The sequence below is a fragment of the Chitinophaga oryziterrae genome (genome assembly GCF_009758125.1).
GTDB classification, from domain to species: domain Bacteria; phylum Bacteroidota; class Bacteroidia; order Chitinophagales; family Chitinophagaceae; genus Chitinophaga; species Chitinophaga oryziterrae.
Genome location: NZ_WRXO01000004.1, coordinates 265,303 through 283,644, shown reverse-complemented (window position 1 = coordinate 283,644; position 18,342 = coordinate 265,303). Strand labels below are relative to the sequence as shown.

The following is an 18,342-nucleotide window of genomic DNA, read 5'->3' as shown; positions in this document are numbered from 1 at the left end:
CTGTTATATATTGTGTCCGCGCCCTAAAAATAGTACAATATTAATAATCCCCCTATAATAAGAAAATCATACAATTTGCGTTTAACGTTGTAGTTCAATTTGTTTTAATATCAATTGACTGCCGGAATATTCCTTTTCGCAGATTCTCTATAGGGGATCTGATAAAGAGATTGTAACTTCCCCCGGAAATCATTTGAGAAGCCAAGAATTTTTGACTTACAAACTTTAACATTGCGCAATTTTACCCTTTTTATCCTGACTATTTTCTATGTATTACCCGCTATTGCACAACGTAATTGTGGAACCGAAACATCTATCCTGCAACAAATCCAGGCCAATCCGGCCCTGCTGCAGGTAAGAGAGGCTAAAGAAGCCAGCCTCAGAGAAGCCACCCTGCGCATGAAGCAGATAAGGGCTCTCTCAAAAACGTCTTACAGTACCGTTACCATTCCCGTTGTAGTACATATCGTGTTGAAGAACCCGGCCAGTGTAACGGATGCGCAGGTACTTTCCCAGATAGCTACACTCAATGAAGACTATATCGCCGCTAACGCAGATATGTCCCAGTTGCCTTCAGCATGGCAATCACTGGTAGGTAACTCATCCCTGCAGTTTTGCCTGGCACAGCGTACACCTGATGACAATCCTACCAATGGTATAGACAGGGTAACGACTACCAAAAACAGCTTTTCGGCATTGGATAATGCAGCGCAGGGTGTGAAATTTGCCTCTACCGGTGGCGCTGATATATGGGATAATACCCGTTACCTGAATATATGGGTATGTGATCTTGCCAACAACTACCTTGGCGTAGCTACCTTCCCCGGCTTATATCCGGCCAACCAGGAAGGCGTGGTGGTTGATTATACAGCCTTTGGCAATACCGGTACTGCAGCTTCCCCTTATAATAAAGGCCGCACGGCCGTCCATGAAATAGGCCACTACTTTACCCTGCGTCATACCTGGGGTGATGAAGATGCCTGCGCAGCCGATGATGGTATCGACGATACCCCTTTACAGGGTACCAGTACCTCTGGCTGCCCTGTATTTCCCAGGACAGATAACTGCTCAAAAGTTTCTCCGGGTATCATGTTCAATAACTACATGGACTATTCAGATGATGCCTGTATGCTGCTGTTCACTTCTGAACAGGTAGACAGAATGCGCGTGTCCCTGGATGCTGACCATGCCAGCCTGCTTACTTCAAATGCCTGTCAGCCGCTTAACCTGCTCGCCAACGATGCCCAGGTGTTAAATATCCTCGCCCCTTCGGCACAGATCTGCGAGAACAGCATCACGCCGTATATCGTGCTGAAAAACCAGGGTCTTAACAAGCTCACTGCCGTTACCATCACCTACCAGATAGACAATGGTGATACGCATGCCTTCAACTGGACAGGCAGCCTGACCGCCCTTAAAACTGATACGCTCTACTTACCTGACACCGCTCCGGGAGAAGGCGCACATATACTGAAAGCTTATACCTCGCAGCCTAATGGCGGAACGGACGACGATATTACCAACGATACCGCTTCCATGGCCTTCCAATATTATGCAGATGGTACTTTCCCGCTCACGGAAGGCTTTGAAGGCAGTACCTTCCCGCCAACAGCCTGGGAAATAAAGAATTATGATGCCAGCTATACCTGGGAAGTAACCACTGATGCAGCCAAATCGGGCAGCAAATCAGTAGTGATGCACAACCGGGCTTATAATACAAATGGTGAGACAGACGACCTGTTCTCCCCTCTTATGAACCCTTCCGGTTATGACTCTGTATTCCTGTTCTTCGACGTGGCTTCCGCTTCCTATTCCGGCGCTACCAGTGGTGAAACCCTCTGGGACAGCCTGATGGTACTCACCACTTCCGATTGCGGCATCACATTCGACAGTATTTATAAAAGAGGTGGCCCGGATTTTCTGACACATAAACAGTCCGTTACCTCAGAATTCATCCCTACGGCTGCCGAATGGCGCAGAGACTCTGTGAACCTCACCCCTATCATTAAAAAAGGTGAGTTCCGGGTGGTTTTCCGCAACATCAGCAATGACGAAAACAATATCTACCTGGATAATATCAACCTGGTAACCAAAGCAACCCTGCCTTACCTGAAGGAAAAAGGGTACACCGTTGGGCCAAATCCAACCTCCAACCAGGTATTTATTACCTTCCTGGAACCACCGGCAAACCTCCAATATATAGCGTTATATAACACTTTAGGACAACTGGTATCAAAGCAGCAGGCCTCCGATATCAATAGCAGTAACCGTTTCATCTTTGATTTGGTAAATGAACCAAATGGTATTTATTTTGTGAAACTAATCTACAGGAACTCGGTTAAGACTATTAAAATAACAAAAGTGCAATGACGACTAGAAATGACTTTCCTGCTGTAGACATACTTCTGCAGGATACCAGACTGGATAAAGGATTGAAAATCATCGGTGAGAAAGTATTATCATCAGAAAGATTAACACCTGAAGAAGGATTGTTGTTATTCGAAAAGGGCGAACTCGGCTTCCTGGGCGCCCTGGCTAACCTGGTGCGGGTGCGCATGCATGGCGACAAAACCTATTTCAACCGCAATTTCCATATAGAACCGACCAACGTTTGCGTGTTCACCTGCAAATTCTGCTCTTACTCACGGCTTTACAAGAACCGGGAAGAAGGTTGGGAACTGAGCATCGATGAGATGATGGATATCGTGAAAAAGTATGATGGTCAGCCAGTTACAGAAGTACATATCGTAGGGGGGGTACATCCTAAAATGAACCTCGACTTCTTCTGTGAACTGTTAAGCAAGATAAGGGATTACCGCCCGGACCTGCACCTGAAAGGGTTCACGGCCGTAGAGCTGGACTATATGTTCCGCAAGGCTAAACTGACCATAGACGAAGGTATGCGCAAGCTGCACGAGGCCGGTTTACAGTCAATGCCAGGCGGTGGTGCTGAAATCTTCCATCCTGATGTACGTGTACAGATCTCCCACGATAAGGTAGATGCGGAAGGATGGCTGGAAATTCACAAAGCAGCACATAAACTGGGCATGCATACCAATGCTACCATGTTATATGGTCATGTAGAGAACTACTGGCACCGTGTAGACCATATGGAACGCCTTCGCAACCTGCAGGACGAAACACATGGTTTCAATACCTTTATACCACTGAAGTTCCGTAACAAAGACAATGAAATGTCTCATGTACCGGAATCCTCTATCATAGAAGATCTTAAATTATATGCAGTTGCAAGACTGTATATGGATAACTTCCCTCATCTGAAAGCCTACTGGCCTATGTTGGGAAGAAATACCGCACAACTCACATTGTCATTTGGGGTAAATGACCTGGATGGTACCATTGATGATACCACCAAGATTTACTCCATGGCGGGATCTGAAGAACAAACACCGTCTATGAACACTGCCCAGTTAGCGATGTTGATCCGGCAGGCAGGCAGAAGGCCCGTAGAAAGAGATACTGTTTATAACGAAATCAAAGATTATACTGAAGTGGAATTTACTGAGGAAGAACTGGCTGGCTGATTATAACTAATATATTATGCTTCTATCTTCTAAATGGTTATTTAACATAGGGTTATGTCTTTATATTGCAGGCTGCCATAACAACCAGGCAGGTCGTAATACAGTAGCTGCCAACATTGTTACTGATGATGGCCCTCAGTTTACCAAAGAAGGAGAATTGTATTTTCTCAGCAAAGTCAATAGTGATACCCTCCGGAAAATTGATATAGAACTGGCCACTACCAACCAGGAAAGGGCCCAGGGGTTGATGGACAGAAAATCAATGACAGATGAACAGGGCATGCTCTTTATTTTCCCTTCGGCATCTGAACAGTCCTTCTGGATGAAGAACACATACATCTCTCTGGATATCATATACATAGATGATCATAGAGAAATCGTATCTGTACAGAAGTATACCACTCCTCTCTCTGAAGAAAGCCTGCCATCATTTAAGAAAGCACAGTATGTGCTGGAAGTAAATGCAGGATTCTTTGATAAATACCATATCGCTTATGGCGATAAAATCTCCTACAAGGAAAAAAAATAATGTTATTGTACCAATAATGCAGCAAGCCCCGTAGAGGGCTTTCTGCATTATTGTTTATATGCTATTATTGCCTCAATGATTTATCTAGCGTTATTTTCGATACCTTTATGGTGTTATAGAAATATTGAGTTCTCTTACAACACTGCTTTTAGTCGCGTTTCCTCTTCTTGCAGCTTTATTATTGAATTTGCTCATTTTTATCTCTTCTGATCACCTCCTGACGAGAGCAAATTTTTTTTAAGACAATGTATTACGGTTTCAAAAAGGCTTAGTGCTTTCCGGGTATGTGTTTGTTCAGTTAATCTTCTCACTTAAAATAAATATTATGACTATTTATGTTTCAAACCTCATGTCTCAAATCAATGAGGAAGAATTAAAGAAAGTATTTTCCGCTTATGGAACAGTGGCTTCCTGCAAGATTATCGGCGACAAATTTACCGGTGTATCCCGTGGATTTGGTTTTGTAGAAATGGAAGACGAAAGTGGCAATAAAGCAATCAAAGAACTGGACGGAACAAATCTGGGTGGTAGAAATATCTCCGTTGCTGTTGCAAAGGAACGCGTTGACCGGTCATTTCCCTCCGGCAGAAGTTACTGATACGAACGCATAAAAGGCATCCTGATAATTTTTCCAAACAATTTGAATCTATGAGAAGTATCCTTATAATAGACGATGAGATCCATACATGTACATTATTACGTAAGATCCTGATGAAAGAAGGCTTTGATGTAGATGTTACCATGTCTGGCAATACAGCGCTTAAAATGGTCAAAGAGAAACACTATCAGGTTGTCTTTTGTGATTACCGTCTTAAAGACAAAGAGAAAGATGGCGCTACACTTTCCCGCGAAATACATTTGCTGAGCCCACTGACAGCCATCATCATTATGACGGGCTATCCCGATGTACGTATTGCCATCCAGTTCATCAAAAACGGTGCTTATGATTATATAACTAAACCTTTATATGCAGAGCAGGTAGTACTGCTGGCAAACAAGGCATTCTTATACATCGCCAATGCACATGGCAATGAAACTACCATCGATACACCGTCAGTCACCAGTGTAAATGCACAGGGAAAACTCAGTGAATCCGGACATGTATATGGTACCAGCAGTGCGTCCAAAGAGCTGGACCAGCAGATATCGCTTATCGCCCCTACTAATTACAGTGTCATCATCTTCGGAGAAACAGGTACCGGTAAAGAATCCGTTGCCCGCTTAATACATAGCCGCAGTAAGCGCCGTGATAAACCTTTCGTAGCACTGGATTGTGGCAGCCTTACCAATGAACTGGCGGCCAGTGAATTGTTTGGTCATGAGAAAGGTTCTTTTACAGGGGCCATCAGCTCCAAAACCGGCGCCTTCCAGGAAGCAAACGGTGGTACATTGTTCTTGGATGAAGTAGCGAACCTTTCCTACTCCATACAGGTAGCATTATTACGTGTGCTGCAGGAAAGAATGATAAGGCCTGTAGGGAGTAATGTAGAAATAGCAGTAGATATCAGGATCATCGTTGCCTCCAATGAGAACCTGTCTCAGGCTATTATCCAGGATAAATTCCGGGAGGACTTATTTTACAGACTAAATGAGTTCACACTCACTGTTCCTCCTCTGCGTAATCGACTGGAAGATCTACCCTTGTTCATAGAAACATTTGTAAAAGAAACAGAAAAGGATTTACAACGCAAAGCAGGCCCGTTATCTGCGGAAATGCTGGAATACTTCAGTACTTATAGCTGGCCGGGCAATATCCGTGAATTGAAGAACGTGATCCGGAGAGCCTGCCTGTTAACTCCGGCCAATAGTACAATTGATATACAGGTATTACCTCAGGAAATGATGGATGTACACAAGCCGGTACATAAGAAAGTGTTCATCATAGGAAAGCCTGATAACAATCTGAAATCTATTGCACAACAGGCAGAACACGAAAAAATCATGAAGGTATTACGCGAGGTAAAGTTCAATAAAACAAAAGCTGCAAGGCTGATGAATATTGATCGTAAAACCCTGTACAATAAGTTACAGTTACTGGAGATAAAGGTATAGTTACTTACCCAGTTCCTTTATTGTAAAAGACTTTTGCCTGCCTTTGTTTTGCTTCCTCACATCCTGGATATCTTTTTCCGTGATTGCAGGAGCTTTATTACTCCAGCAGTTACGAATGAAGCTCAGTACCTGGGCTATATCTTTGTCAGAATATTCATCATTACTGCCTATCCCCGGCATATCTCCGCTTATCTCAGGTGCTTTATATGTCTTTCCCCCTACTTCTACCGGTCCGGTAAGGCCATACAGTACAATGGAAATCAATCTTTGTTTTTCACCGGTTACAATGCCCGACTCGTTCAGTGGTGGCGCCAGCGACTGTATTCCATTACCATCTGCACCGTGGCAGGTCTGGCATACTGTTTTAAACAATATGGCCCCACGTGGATACATCTTCTTCAGTCCTTCCGTCAGCTTCTCATTCTTATGACTTTCTATGTTCTTTAATACCAGTTTCAGTCTTTTTGCTATCAGTAATGTCGTATCAGGCATCGCTTTCAGCAAATCAGCCTCTTTACCCGCATTATTACTGATAATGGCATCTGCCACGTACTTGTCATTTGCGTAATGCTTTATTAATTCCGCCTGCAAGAGCCCGGCCTGTTTAGCAGGTAAAACCGGCAACAGTAAAGCCACGTAAGGAGCCAGGAAAACATTCTGTGTTAAACGAGACAGTTCCTCCGCTATCTGTACGCCATTAGCAGGTGTAATAACAGCAGGTAATGCTGCTAATGCCTGTGCCTGTATATAGGGGTTCTTTTGCTGTAATAATAACTGGATATCGGCAAGATGCAGCGCGCCCAGTCCTTCCAGTGTCCATAAAGCATGCATTTGTCCATTTATGCTGTCTGTTTTTTGCAGGCGTTCTCTGAGAGCAGGAATTAACAGGGTATAATGATGATCGATGATCATCTGTTGTGCCTTATCCCTGATCCATCCGTTATTATTATTTAATAAAACCAGTAATTGCTGAGGATCATTCTCCAGTTGTACCGGTGTTACTTTTGTATTTGCCGGCACTATTCTGTAGATACGTCCGCAGTTCAGCGGGTTCGTTAAATTCCTGCTTTTAATTTCACTTTTCAGATAAGGGGTGAGAAAGGTTTTATGCTGGATAATCCCTCTGTACATATCTACTATGTATAAAGCGCCATCGGGAGCGTCATAGAGACTTACCGGGCGAAAACGTTCATCATCACTGGCCAGGAATTCCTTTTTATGATAGGCTTCTTTGCCTTTTACGATATATCCGCTGTCCTGTATCAGGTTGCGTTTAACCAGGTTGCCGGAGGGTTCTGCTACGAACACGTTATTATCGTATGCTTTGCCCAGCAGTTGCCCTCTGTATACTAATGGACTGCAGGCGGCCGTCATTTCATTTAAGCGCAGGCTATCGTCCAGTATTCCTTTCATATAGCCCCGGTTCACACCGGTAGTGGCCCTGATGGGGAATACTTTTTTGTCCGGTACTATCTTTTCATCATAACCGGCAACGTTACGTTGTTGCGGGTTGCCGGCGCCGAGTCCGGGTGGGAAGTAATCTCCCAATACATTTTCTGAGTTGTTATTATAGAAAAGCCTTCCATAATTATCCTGTGAAAGTCCCCACTGGCCGCGGAAATGAGTTTCTTCTTTCAGCCATTTATCACCTGCTTTTCTATATCTCTTGTCAGATTTTGCGTTGTAGATCCAGTTATCCATAGCTCTTAACAGCCCATTGGGTTGATGCTCCACATTTCCGCCTTCTGTATATTTATCATCTACCAGGGTACGTTTGCCGGGCTTATCATGATCGATCTCTACAAACCAGAGTTTGGGTGGTTCTGCCACTAACACCCCATTTTCCAGCAAACAGATGGCCCTGGGTAATACCAGGGAATCCAGGAATACTTTACGGGAGTCTGCAACACCGTCTTTGTCGGTATCTTCCAGGATCACTATTTTCCCATTGGGGATATCTTCTCCTGTACCAACGGTATCGGGCATATAACCAGTCATTTCCACTACCCACATGCGGCCTTTTTCGTCGAAGGTCATGGCAACGGGAACGGTTACCAGTGGCTCTGACGCGACTAACTGCACTTCCAGGTCTTTTTCAGTGACCATGTGCCGGATGGCCGTTTTAGCATCCAGTACCGGTGATACCGCATATTTTTCCCTGATGGCCAGTGAATCGGTGGCATGTGTATGCTGCTTTCCTTTACAGGCAGTCATTAATACGACAGCTCCCAGCAGATAAACGTGGTATTTCATCTTCAATCGATTGTAATCTCAAAATATAAATTAAATATGAATTATGAAGAGGGTAGTTATGAGTGGTAGATATACGTGCTGAATTGATTCGAGTTAATAGTAATTCGACATAGTTTTTTTTTATCTTCGTTCATTTACCATCATCTAACTCGGCTTATGGGACGTTTTCAGGGCATTTTCGGTATTATTCTCATCCTGGGACTCGCTTACTTATGCTCCAACAATAGAAAAAAGATCAATTTCCGGCTGGTGATCAGCGGAATTTCTTTACAGGTATTAATCGCCCTGCTCATTTTTAAAGTCGGACCCGTATTCTGGTTTTTCCAGCAATTAGGTAAAGCAATGGGTAAACTGGAGCAGTTTGCAAGCCAGGGTGCAGCCTTTGTATACGGCGGTATTGCCGTAGAACAGGCCCCCGGTACAATCGGCAACTATGTAAATGGCGGGTTCGTCTTTGCATTTAATGTAACAGCAGCGATCATCCTGGTATGCTCGCTGGTAGCTATCCTTTATCACTTTGGTGTCATGCAGCGCATCGTAGCGGTGATTGCACGTGCCATGAATGTGATCATGCGGGTAAGCGGTGCGGAAGCGCTCAGCAATGTGGCCAGCGCCTTCGTAGGACAAATTGAAGCCCAGGTAATGATACGGCCTTATCTGAACTCCATGACTAAAAGCGAACTGCTGGCGTCTATGAGTGGAAGTCTGGCCTGTATAGCAGGTGGTATCCTTGTTGTTTATTCCAACATGGGCCTTGCAGCAGGATTAGACCTCGCGCCTAAACTCATTACCGCCAGTCTTATGGCGGCACCTGGAGCCCTGGTCATTGCCAAAATCGTGTTTCCCGAAACAGAGAAAAGCATGACCATGGATACGATCAAGCTGGAAGTAAAAAGCCAGTACGTGAACGTGATAGATGCTATTACCCACGGTGCCAGCGATGGTTTTAAGATAGCCATGAACGTAATTGCTATGATCATCGGCTTTATTGCCCTTATTGCCTTCCTCGACTGGGGGTTGTTAAAAATAGGCCACCTCTTCAACGCGGATTTCAACCTCAGTCTGGATTGGATCTTTGGGAAGATCTTCTACCCTGTTGCCTGGGCAATGGGCGTACCTGCCAGCGATGTGAATAACGTAGCTACACTGCTGGGGCAAAAGCTCACCATCAACGAATTTGTAGCCTTCAAACACCTTACGGATAAGTCAGTTCCTATTATGACAGAGAAGGGACTACTGATAGTAAGTATCGCTATCTGCGGATTTGCGAATTTCAGTAGTGTAGGTATGCAGATAGGTGGTATCGGTGTACTTGCACCGGAGAGACGTGGAGACCTGGCCAGTCTGGGTTTAAAAGCCCTGTTCTGTGGCACACTGGCATCTTACCTGTCAGCTACTATCGCAGGTATATTGATCTGATTATAAAACACATTTTTTTTGTGATGGAGTTTCGCTCCATCACAAAAAATTAAAGGGGCTTTGCCCTGCACCCAAAATCAAATAACAAATTCCGCTTTACGTTCATTTTATCATGAACATAAAGCGGAACTCTATTTATAGCGTAACAGGCTTAGCTTAATCTCTTCTGCAGATCTTCCAGTATAGCTACCCACGCGTTAATGTCGCCGGCATCTGTCCACAATTCCTTCATCTCAGAATCGTTCTTTATTTTCTCTACTGCCGCAATAGCTAATTTCTTCAACGCAGGTGTTGCAAGGAGGTCCAGAGAATCCAGATTCTCGAGAGGATCTTCCGGGAAATCCTCACTGGCTTTACCCGCCAGCGCCGCTACTACTTCCGCAGCAGCCAAAGCATCTTCACATTCGGAAGCGTCCAGGTGCCCTTCCTTATTAATTGTGAATTGCAAGGTATCGGCAACCATGCCGCCATCCTTGTTCTCCATCATTTCGAATATCCAATCTTGTGAACCGTCGTTCTCAAAGTTCCTGGTGCCCCATGTGCCCATGATATTAATTTTTTGTTTGGTTTCTTAATTTAGTTCAGACTCCTGAAATCCACCGGAACCAGCTTACTTACGCCGGCCTCCTGCATGGTCACACCATAAATCACATCCACAGAGGCCATCGTCTGTTTGTTGTGCGTTACAATGATAAACTGAGAGTTGTCTGAAAATTTACGTATCATATTGGTAAACTTACCCACATTCGCATCATCCAGCGGTGCATCCACCTCATCGAGGATACAGAATGGCGCCGGCTTGATCAGATAAATAGCGAACAGCAATGCGGTCGCCGTCAGCGTCTTCTCTCCACCACTCAGCTGTGTAATTGCTGCCGGACGTTTACCTTTTGGTTTTGCGATGATCTCAATCCCTGTATCAGCCAGATTACCCGGATCATTCAGGATCATATCGCACTCGTCCTCTTCGGTAAACAAGGCCTTGAACACACGTGCAAAGTTCTCTTTTACCTGGTTGAACGTATCCAGGAATTTCTGGTTAGCGGTAGACTCCACTTCCTGTATCGTCGCCATTAAAGATTCCTTGGCGCTTACCAGGTCGTTCTTCTGCTCCAGTATGAACTCATAACGTTTCTTCATTTCCTGGTAAGCTTCAATCGCTGTAGGATTGATCTCACCCATATTTTCCAAACGTTTCTTCAGTCGTTCCGCACTCCCCTGTAACTCATCTACCGGTAAAACAGACGTACGCTGCTCATCCAGGATCTCATCCAGGTTCACTTTAAACTCCACGCTCAGACGTTCTTTCATGGAAGAAAGCTGTAAGCGGAGATCGTTCACCTTGTCTTTGATCACCGTTAATGCCTGCTCTAACTGATCTTTTGCACGCTGTTTCGCACGCAAGGTAGTTTCCTTCTCCTGTAAAACATTACGGAAGTTGTAATATTCCTGGTCCTTTTCGTTCAATTCTTTTTCCTCTTCTTCTTTCTTACGGAACAGGTCTACCAATCCTTCTTCAGCATCACTTAATTTATCCTGAGCAGCAGCAATATTCGCTACCGCATCTTCTAACTGCGATTTATTACTGGTGATCTGCACATGCAGATCAGATAACTGTTTGCGTTTGAATTCCAGTTCCTGTTTCAGCGCCTGTACCTTACTTTGCTGGCGGGTATGTTGCAGGTTCTGGTTATTGAACTGTATGTTCGACTGGTTGAACTGTTGTTCTGCATCAGAAGCTGCTTTCTCTGCGGTGATGATGTTATCATGCAGGGCATGCACCTTCTCATTCAGGTCTTCCAGTTCTTCACGTACCCCGGAAATGCTCTCCTGGTTGGTTTCCAAAGACAACTGCATTTCTGCCAGCCGTTTATCACCGGTCTCTATCAGTAAACGGAAATTCTCAATACGGTTCTGTAAACCAAACACCTGGTTATTCAGTTGATTGATACGTTCACGGGCGGTATTGATCTTGTTCTCATTCAATTGACCGTTGTACCCCAGCACCTGGTTATGTTTCTCCTGGATCTGATCACGCAGACCGGCCACCACTGTTTCCAGTGATTTGATCTCTTCGTCTAACTTCTCCAGGTTCTTCGCACGACCCAGTTTCTTGCCTTCAAACAACCCTACAGAACCACCACTGAAGCTGTATTTGCCACGGTGCATACGACCGCTCTTCTCGATGATCAGTACATCCTGGTCTACCAGTTTGTCGAATTCCAGTGTACTTACATCTTCGGAGATAAATACTTTAGCCAGCAGGTAGTTACCCAGTCCTTTGTAACGTTCATCAATCTCCACTACTTCCAGTGCGGAAATAGTTCCCGGAGGCGCAAATAAAGCTCCACCCTGGTGATTGAACTGATCTAATATGAAAAAATTAGCCTTTCCTTTCTTGTTTTCGTCCAGCAGACGGATAGCCTGAATGGCCTCTGCTGCATTATTTACAACATAATAGTTGAGATAAGGTTCCAGCAGGTTCTCTACGCAGGTGCGGTAATCTTCTTTACAGAAGAAAATATCACTGAGGATAGGCGCCTTGTTGTTCCAGTCGGTGTTCTTTTTAAGGAACTTGATACTCTCCGGATAGCCTTCCAGGCTATCTACGAGAGATTTCAGCAGGTCGTACTCATTCTTTTTCTGGTCTAATGAACGGTTCTCGTTCACCAGTTTATCACGCAGCCCTTCAATCTCGCCCTGTGTAGCCAGGATTTTGCCTTTGGTCTCTTCCTGGAAAGCCACCATATCTTCCAGGTCGGCCTTGCTGTCAGTGACGGTATCCTGTAAACCCAGTTTTTCTTCTTCCAGTTGGGAGATCTGTAACTGGCGGTTTGTCTTTTCTTCCTGTAACTGCTGGATACCGCGTTGCAGGTTCTGCACGGAAGTATCAGCAACTGCTACTTTCTTTTCCGCTTCGAACTGCTGGCGTTGCCATTGCTGCTGATCGCGGCGCAGGTTTTCCAGCGACAGTTTTTTCTGGTTGAAGAGTTCTTTCTTTTCATCCACCATTTCTGTCAGTCCTTCCAGTTGGTCCTGCAAAGACTCGAACACTTCCTGTTCTTCTTCAACCTGTTTATCAGTAAAGGCAATAGAATCGCTGAAGCCCTGCAACTGCCCTTCGGCATTGTTCAGGAACTGGCTGATATTCCTTTCTCTTTCTTTTAAATAGGTTAATTGCTGGGTAGCCAGGTTTTTATCATTCTCTTTGGTACGAACGGTGGAAATCAGTTCATTGAATGATTTCTGCAATACCTGCAGTTCTCTTTCCTTGGCTACAAAGTGTAGTTTATCTTCTTCAACGCTGGCCTCATCAGTAGCAATCTCAGCTTCCAGTGCTGTTTTGCGGTCGCTTTCCTGCTGTTGCTGATCTGTCAGCTCTTTAAAATTAATATTAAACCCTTCCAGGGCGGCTTTGGCCAGCTCAATGCTGATCTCGCGGTATTCCTTCTTGATTTCGAAGAAACGTTCTGCTTTACGGGCCTGGCTCTCAACCGTTTTCAGGTTGTTATTGATCTCGAACAGTAAGTCCTCGATACGGTTTAAGTCGCCTTCGGTAGCATCCAGTTTGGATTTCGCTTCCTTTTTACGTGTTTTATAGATAGAGATCCCGGCGGCCTGTTCCAGCATACGGCGGCGGCTGTTCTCTTTATCTTTGATGATATCGTCCACCATACCCAGCTCAATGATAGCGTAGGAATCTGTACTTATCCCGGTATCCATGAACAGGTTATGGATATCTTTTAAGCGGCAGGCTACATCATTCAGGCGGTATTCGCTATCGCCGTTCTTATAAAATTTGCGGGTAATGGTAACGGTGGTAAACTCTGTGGGCAGCACATTGCGGGTGTTCTCGAAGGTCAGGCTCACTTCCGCCATACCACTGGCAGAACGACTTTTTGAGCCATTAAACACCAGCCCCGCCTGATTTTCAGAACGCAGGTTACTGATCTTATGCTCTCCGATCACCCAGCGGATCGAGTCAATAATATTACTTTTGCCGCAACCGTTTGGTCCTATTACACCAGTCACTCCCTCGTCAAAATGCAGGACGGTTTTGTCAGCAAAACTTTTGAAGCCTTTAATTTCTAATGTTTTTAAACGCACAATCGCTTCGCTTTGTTTTTTAAGCCGTCAAAGATAACTATGATTTCTTTGATTTAGGACCAGGATTTCCCTGCTTTGCCTATATTAATGGCTCTTAACTGAAAAATATTATGATTATCAATGTCTTAAAACTATTTATTACTAATTATTTCTCCAAAGAAAACAGTATTTTATCAGAGAATTATAATTTAATTATTCACAGAGGGGTAAAAATTGTGTAGAACGATGACTATTAACGCGTAATTCTTCAATTGTAATTGAATTAACTTTGCATATATTTTTACTTACATGCGGCATTGGATTCAGGAAGTCAGGAATTTTATTTACAGCTACCATTTCAGTACAGGGCTCCGTACTACCATCAGCGTAGTAGTGCCTTCCGTAGTATTTTCCCTCATGGGCAACCTTCCCATGGGTATTATCGTCTCCCTTGGAGCGCTGGCTGTTGCCCTTTCTGATGTACCCGGTACTGCCTTACATAAACGCAATGGCATTTTAACCGCTATAGGCTTCGTCTTCTTCACCGCGTTGGGGACTAGCCTCATCCTGCCCTATCCCCTGCTCATGATGGGCTGGATAGTGGCCTGCTGCTTCGCCAATGGAATGTTGCTGGTGTATGGCAACCGGGGTGGGAATATTGGCATCGCCTGTATGCTGGTGATGGTATCCATACTGGGAGAAGAACCAATTCCCCCCGCACAGGCCTTGCTGCACAGCGGTATGATAGCTGCCGGTGGTATCTGGTACGGTTTCCTTGCGCTCATCCTCTGGCAGATACGTCCTTACCTCAGCGTTCAGCAGATGCTGGCCGGGTGTATCACCGAAACGGCAAAATATTTACAGCTACGTGCAGGCTTTTATGAGAAAAATGCAGACCTGGAAAATACTTTTAAAGCAGTATTAGCCCAACAGGTAATTGTGAGTGAAAAGCAGGAATCCGTTCGTGAACTGTTATTGAAACGCCGTACTGCTCAACAGGGATCTACCAGTATCAACAAAAGCATGGTACTTATCTTCCTGGATATTGTGGACCTCATGGAGCAGATCATGGCCTCTCAGACGGATTATACCGCTCTGCACGAAGCCTTTGACAATGACAACATCCTCGATAAATTTCATTCTCTTATCCTGAAATTCGCCAACGAACTGCAACTGATAGGGGAAGCCGTGGCAGCGGGGCAACGTACGCTGCCCAAAGCCAACCTTCGCTACGAAATAGAGAAAATAAAGCGTGCCGTGGATGAGATCCGCCAGACACTGCCTACTGTGAAAGAACGGTCCCGCCTGATCGTACTCAACAACATCCTGCATAATTTACAGGACATGGCGCAGCGCATGTACAACCTGCATCGCCTTACCCGACTGGAAAGGGTCAAAGACGATTCTATCGATCCACGGCTGGAACTGGCCAGTTTCACTACGCGTAACCGTTATGATATTGAACCTTTACAGAACAATTTCACCTTTAAGTCGCATATCTTCCGGCATGCTATAAGATTAAGTCTTGCGGCATTAACAGGGTATGTACTGGGGCAGGCCCTGCACCTTAGCCGGGTGTACTGGATCTTACTTACTACAGTAGTTATCCTGAAACCGGGGTTTGGTATCAGTAAGGCGCGCAGCTATCAGCGCCTGGTGGGGACTGTTACCGGGGCGTTATTTGCGGCGGGTGTCCTCTACCTCACGTCCAACGATACGATCATCTTTGTGATCATGTTATTCTGTATCCTGGGTGGATATAGCTTCATGACGCAGCAGTATACGGTGAGCGTATTTTTCGTGACGCCTTTTATTGTATTCTTATTGCATTTCCTTCATCCTGCGCATTTGCAATACGTGTGGCTGCGTGTCATTGATACTTTCATTGGCGGAGGTATTGCATTCCTTGCGAACATGCTGTTATGGCCCAGTTGGGAGCATAACTATATGCCAGGTCATATGATCAAAATGGTGAAGGATAACAGTAACTATTTTAAACAGGTCATGCACCTGTTTACGGAGCAGGAATTCGTGATGAATGATTATAAGCTGGCAAGGAAAGAAACGAATGTAAGTGCGGCGAACCTGATGTCTGCCTTCCAGCGGATGTTATCAGAACCTAAGAGCAAACAACTGCATGCTTCCCAGGTATATCATTTTGTGGTACTGAATCACTCGTTAATGTCGCATACCGCTGCACTGGCTAATTACGGGCTGTTGCACGGTGTACATTATGCCCGTCCGGAATACAAACTGATCACCGCTAATCTCCAGGAATATTTTACCTGCATAGAGAATATGTTATCAGAACCGGGTTGTAAGCCGGATGTACCCTCATCTGTTACAGCAGCATTTGCCACACTGGATGCATTGCTGGAAGACCTTTACCTGCGCAGGCAGGAAGAGAAGAATCTCGGAAAGGGTAATACGCCTTTAAGAGATGAAATGCTGGAAACAAAACAGGTACGCGATCAACTGCACGCTATCCTGTCTTTATTAAAAGATATGAAGAAGACATTGGAAAGCTGGAAAGGATAATGATACAGTGGTAGATTGTCAGATGTTAATGATCACAAATACACTGCATCTGACTGTTTAGTTCTCTGATTTAGCTTTGGAATACAGGTTCAGGATTTGTTTTTCAATTTAACTTCACCTAAAATTCACGTCAGATAAGGTGTATTTATGATCATTAACATCTGGCACGAAGATGATGTAATCAAACTGAGGCATTGCCCTGGGAAGGATTAATTAATCATTATAAATAATTCCAAACTGATCAGATAACGGGTCCAGCTTTTCCAGGATCAAATCAAAGAAAGCGGGTCCCTGATGTATATACCAGGGCATAAAGTTCTCTTTCCTCTCCTGTAAAGAATCTGCCGGGAATAATTTTCCCTTCAGCGTACGGATCTGCTCCGTTTGCCACGCAAATTTCTTCTTCTCCGCCTTCAGGAATTTATGTTCTAATTTACCAATAGATTTTATTGCTTTGCTGCGTTCAGAGCCTACCGTTGCTTCTAATGTAACATCTATATTACGCGCCTTCTCTACCAGATCATCAAACAACTTTTCTACTGCTGCATACTCATCTTTCAGTACCAGTGAAGCATTGGTATGTTTCTGCACAAACTGATTGATCAACACTTCCACATCTCCGAAAAGAGCTGTGATATCTAAACCCAGTTTCTGTAAACGCTGCTGCGATAAACTGTTCACCAGCAGGAATGAATTACGCAGCAACAACACCGGGAACGGTACTCTATAATGCGCAAATAAGTCCTGCAACTCTATCCAGTAAGCAATCTCCCCGCCCCCACCAATAAAGGCAATATTGGGCAGGATGGTTTCCTGGAATAATCCACGCAGGATCACATTCGGACTAAATCTTTCCGGATGCTCCTGTAGTTCTTTTTCCAGGGTAGTTGCTGTAAATTCTATAGGCATATGTAATACCTTCCAGGTATCTCCTATCCGTACAATACGTTCACGACTGGTCTCCGTGAGGTAAAACAGGTTAATCTCCCTGGGATTCGCCTGCACTTTATAATGCTGAGACAAACGTTCCGTTGTCTCATTTACAATCTTATGCGATTGCTGGTGCTGTAATTCATCCCGCATCACGGGGATGAACAGTCGCTTTAACGCAGGACTGTCCGGTATGAGTACCACCAGTCCGTAACGGCCAAACAACTCATTCACTAAATACAACGTAGCATCCTGGATATTCTCATGTTCAAGATAAGCAGTACGCAGTAATGTAATCAACTCATCGGAATAAGCGCCATGCCCTAATGCGTCCTTTATCTTGTTTATCAGCTCATCAAAACCTTCCGGCTGCATGCGCCCCACCGCTCCCTGCTGGGAAGTAGGCCATACGATGTTCTTACCATCAATGTATACATGTCCCAGTTCATCCAGGTCAGCATCTTCGCTGCCCATATAATAAACGGGTACAAAATTATAGGTTGAATATTGTTCTTTAAGTTGACTGGCCAGCTTGATAGTCTGGAGGATCTTATAAGCGAAGTAGAGGTAGCCGGTGAAGATATTAGGCTGATGTGCGGTTACCACGGTAAAAGTATTCAGATCAGATAAACTGCTGATATTCGCCTTTACAGCATCGGAAGCTGCCAGTCCCTGGTATTGCTGTTCCAGGGCGGCCACCAGCGTTTCCCTGTGCTGCGGATGGGCCTTTTTAGCCTTTATAACATCCTCAAACGACGGTTTTACCGGGGAATATGTATAGAATGGACGTAAATGCGGATGTTCTGCCAGAAAATCTATAACCAATTGATTAAAATACCCGGTGTCGCTATACGGGATACTACTTACAGGTTGTTCCATACACTCTCGCTAATCTTTTGAAGGCACGAAGGTAGGGAATGAATTACGAATGATCAATTACGAATTGGAGGAAGGATTTATCTGTTTATGCTTTATAGCTTGACTGGATTA

At 44.6% G+C, this 18,342-nt stretch carries 11 protein-coding genes; 7 read left to right on the top strand and 4 right to left on the bottom strand.

The genetic code is table 11. The features are described from left to right. The first annotated feature begins 231 nt into the window (after positions 1-231). From GO495_RS16160 to GO495_RS16140, 5 genes are all read left to right on the top strand, one after another. A complete protein-coding gene (locus tag GO495_RS16160; protein ID WP_157300754.1) occupies positions 232-2,370 on the top strand; it encodes a M43 family zinc metalloprotease in 2,139 nt (712 codons plus the stop codon). After that, positions 2,367-3,545 carry an aminofutalosine synthase MqnE gene (mqnE, locus tag GO495_RS16155; RefSeq protein ID WP_157300753.1) on the top strand — a complete coding sequence of 393 codons (1,179 nt, stop codon included), beginning with the start codon at positions 2,367-2,369 and terminating at the stop codon, positions 3,543-3,545. The genes GO495_RS16160 and mqnE overlap by 4 nt, the downstream gene beginning before the upstream one ends. Before the next feature lie 16 nt (positions 3,546-3,561). After that, the gene (locus GO495_RS16150; protein WP_157300752.1) at positions 3,562-4,074 is read left to right on the top strand and encodes a DUF192 domain-containing protein; all 513 of its coding nucleotides are present in this window, start codon (positions 3,562-3,564) and stop codon (positions 4,072-4,074) included. Positions 4,075-4,399: 325 nt separating this feature from the next. Then, positions 4,400-4,672, top strand: coding sequence for an RNA recognition motif domain-containing protein (locus tag GO495_RS16145; RefSeq protein WP_157300751.1), 273 nt, complete (start codon positions 4,400-4,402; stop codon positions 4,670-4,672). A gap of 50 nt (positions 4,673-4,722) precedes the next feature. After that, positions 4,723-6,126, top strand: a complete 1,404-nt coding sequence (locus GO495_RS16140) for a sigma-54-dependent transcriptional regulator (protein ID WP_157300750.1) — start codon at positions 4,723-4,725, stop codon at positions 6,124-6,126. Here the strand turns inward: GO495_RS16140 and GO495_RS16135 are convergent, their stop codons facing one another. Further along, positions 6,127-8,379, bottom strand: coding sequence for a DUF7133 domain-containing protein (locus tag GO495_RS16135; RefSeq protein WP_157300749.1), 2,253 nt, complete (start codon positions 8,377-8,379; stop codon positions 6,127-6,129). A 156-nt stretch (positions 8,380-8,535) separates the two neighbouring features. Here GO495_RS16135 and GO495_RS16130 point away from each other — a divergent pair, with 156 nt between their 5' ends. Next, the gene (locus tag GO495_RS16130; RefSeq protein WP_157300748.1) at positions 8,536-9,798 is read left to right on the top strand and encodes a NupC/NupG family nucleoside CNT transporter; all 1,263 of its coding nucleotides are present in this window, start codon (positions 8,536-8,538) and stop codon (positions 9,796-9,798) included. A gap of 151 nt (positions 9,799-9,949) precedes the next feature. On the opposite strand, the gene GO495_RS16125 is transcribed toward GO495_RS16130, so the two are convergent. Both GO495_RS16125 and smc read right to left on the bottom strand, forming a co-directional pair. Beyond that, complete coding sequence (locus tag GO495_RS16125) at positions 9,950-10,345, bottom strand: DUF4259 domain-containing protein (protein WP_157300747.1); 396 nt, start codon at positions 10,343-10,345, stop codon at positions 9,950-9,952. A 29-nt stretch (positions 10,346-10,374) separates the two neighbouring features. Next, positions 10,375-13,905 (bottom strand): chromosome segregation protein SMC, encoded by a 3,531-nt coding sequence (smc, locus tag GO495_RS16120; RefSeq protein WP_338075437.1) that lies wholly within the window; start codon positions 13,903-13,905, stop codon positions 10,375-10,377. 288 nt (positions 13,906-14,193) lie between these two features. Between smc and GO495_RS16115 the strand changes: the two genes are divergently transcribed. Further along, on the top strand, positions 14,194-16,422 hold the full coding sequence (locus GO495_RS16115; protein WP_157300746.1) for an FUSC family protein: 2,229 nt from the start codon (positions 14,194-14,196) through the stop codon (positions 16,420-16,422). A gap of 213 nt (positions 16,423-16,635) precedes the next feature. On the opposite strand, the gene bshC is transcribed toward GO495_RS16115, so the two are convergent. Further along, complete coding sequence (gene bshC, locus GO495_RS16110) at positions 16,636-18,231, bottom strand: bacillithiol biosynthesis cysteine-adding enzyme BshC (RefSeq protein ID WP_157300745.1); 1,596 nt, start codon at positions 18,229-18,231, stop codon at positions 16,636-16,638. Positions 18,232-18,342 lie beyond the last annotated feature (111 nt).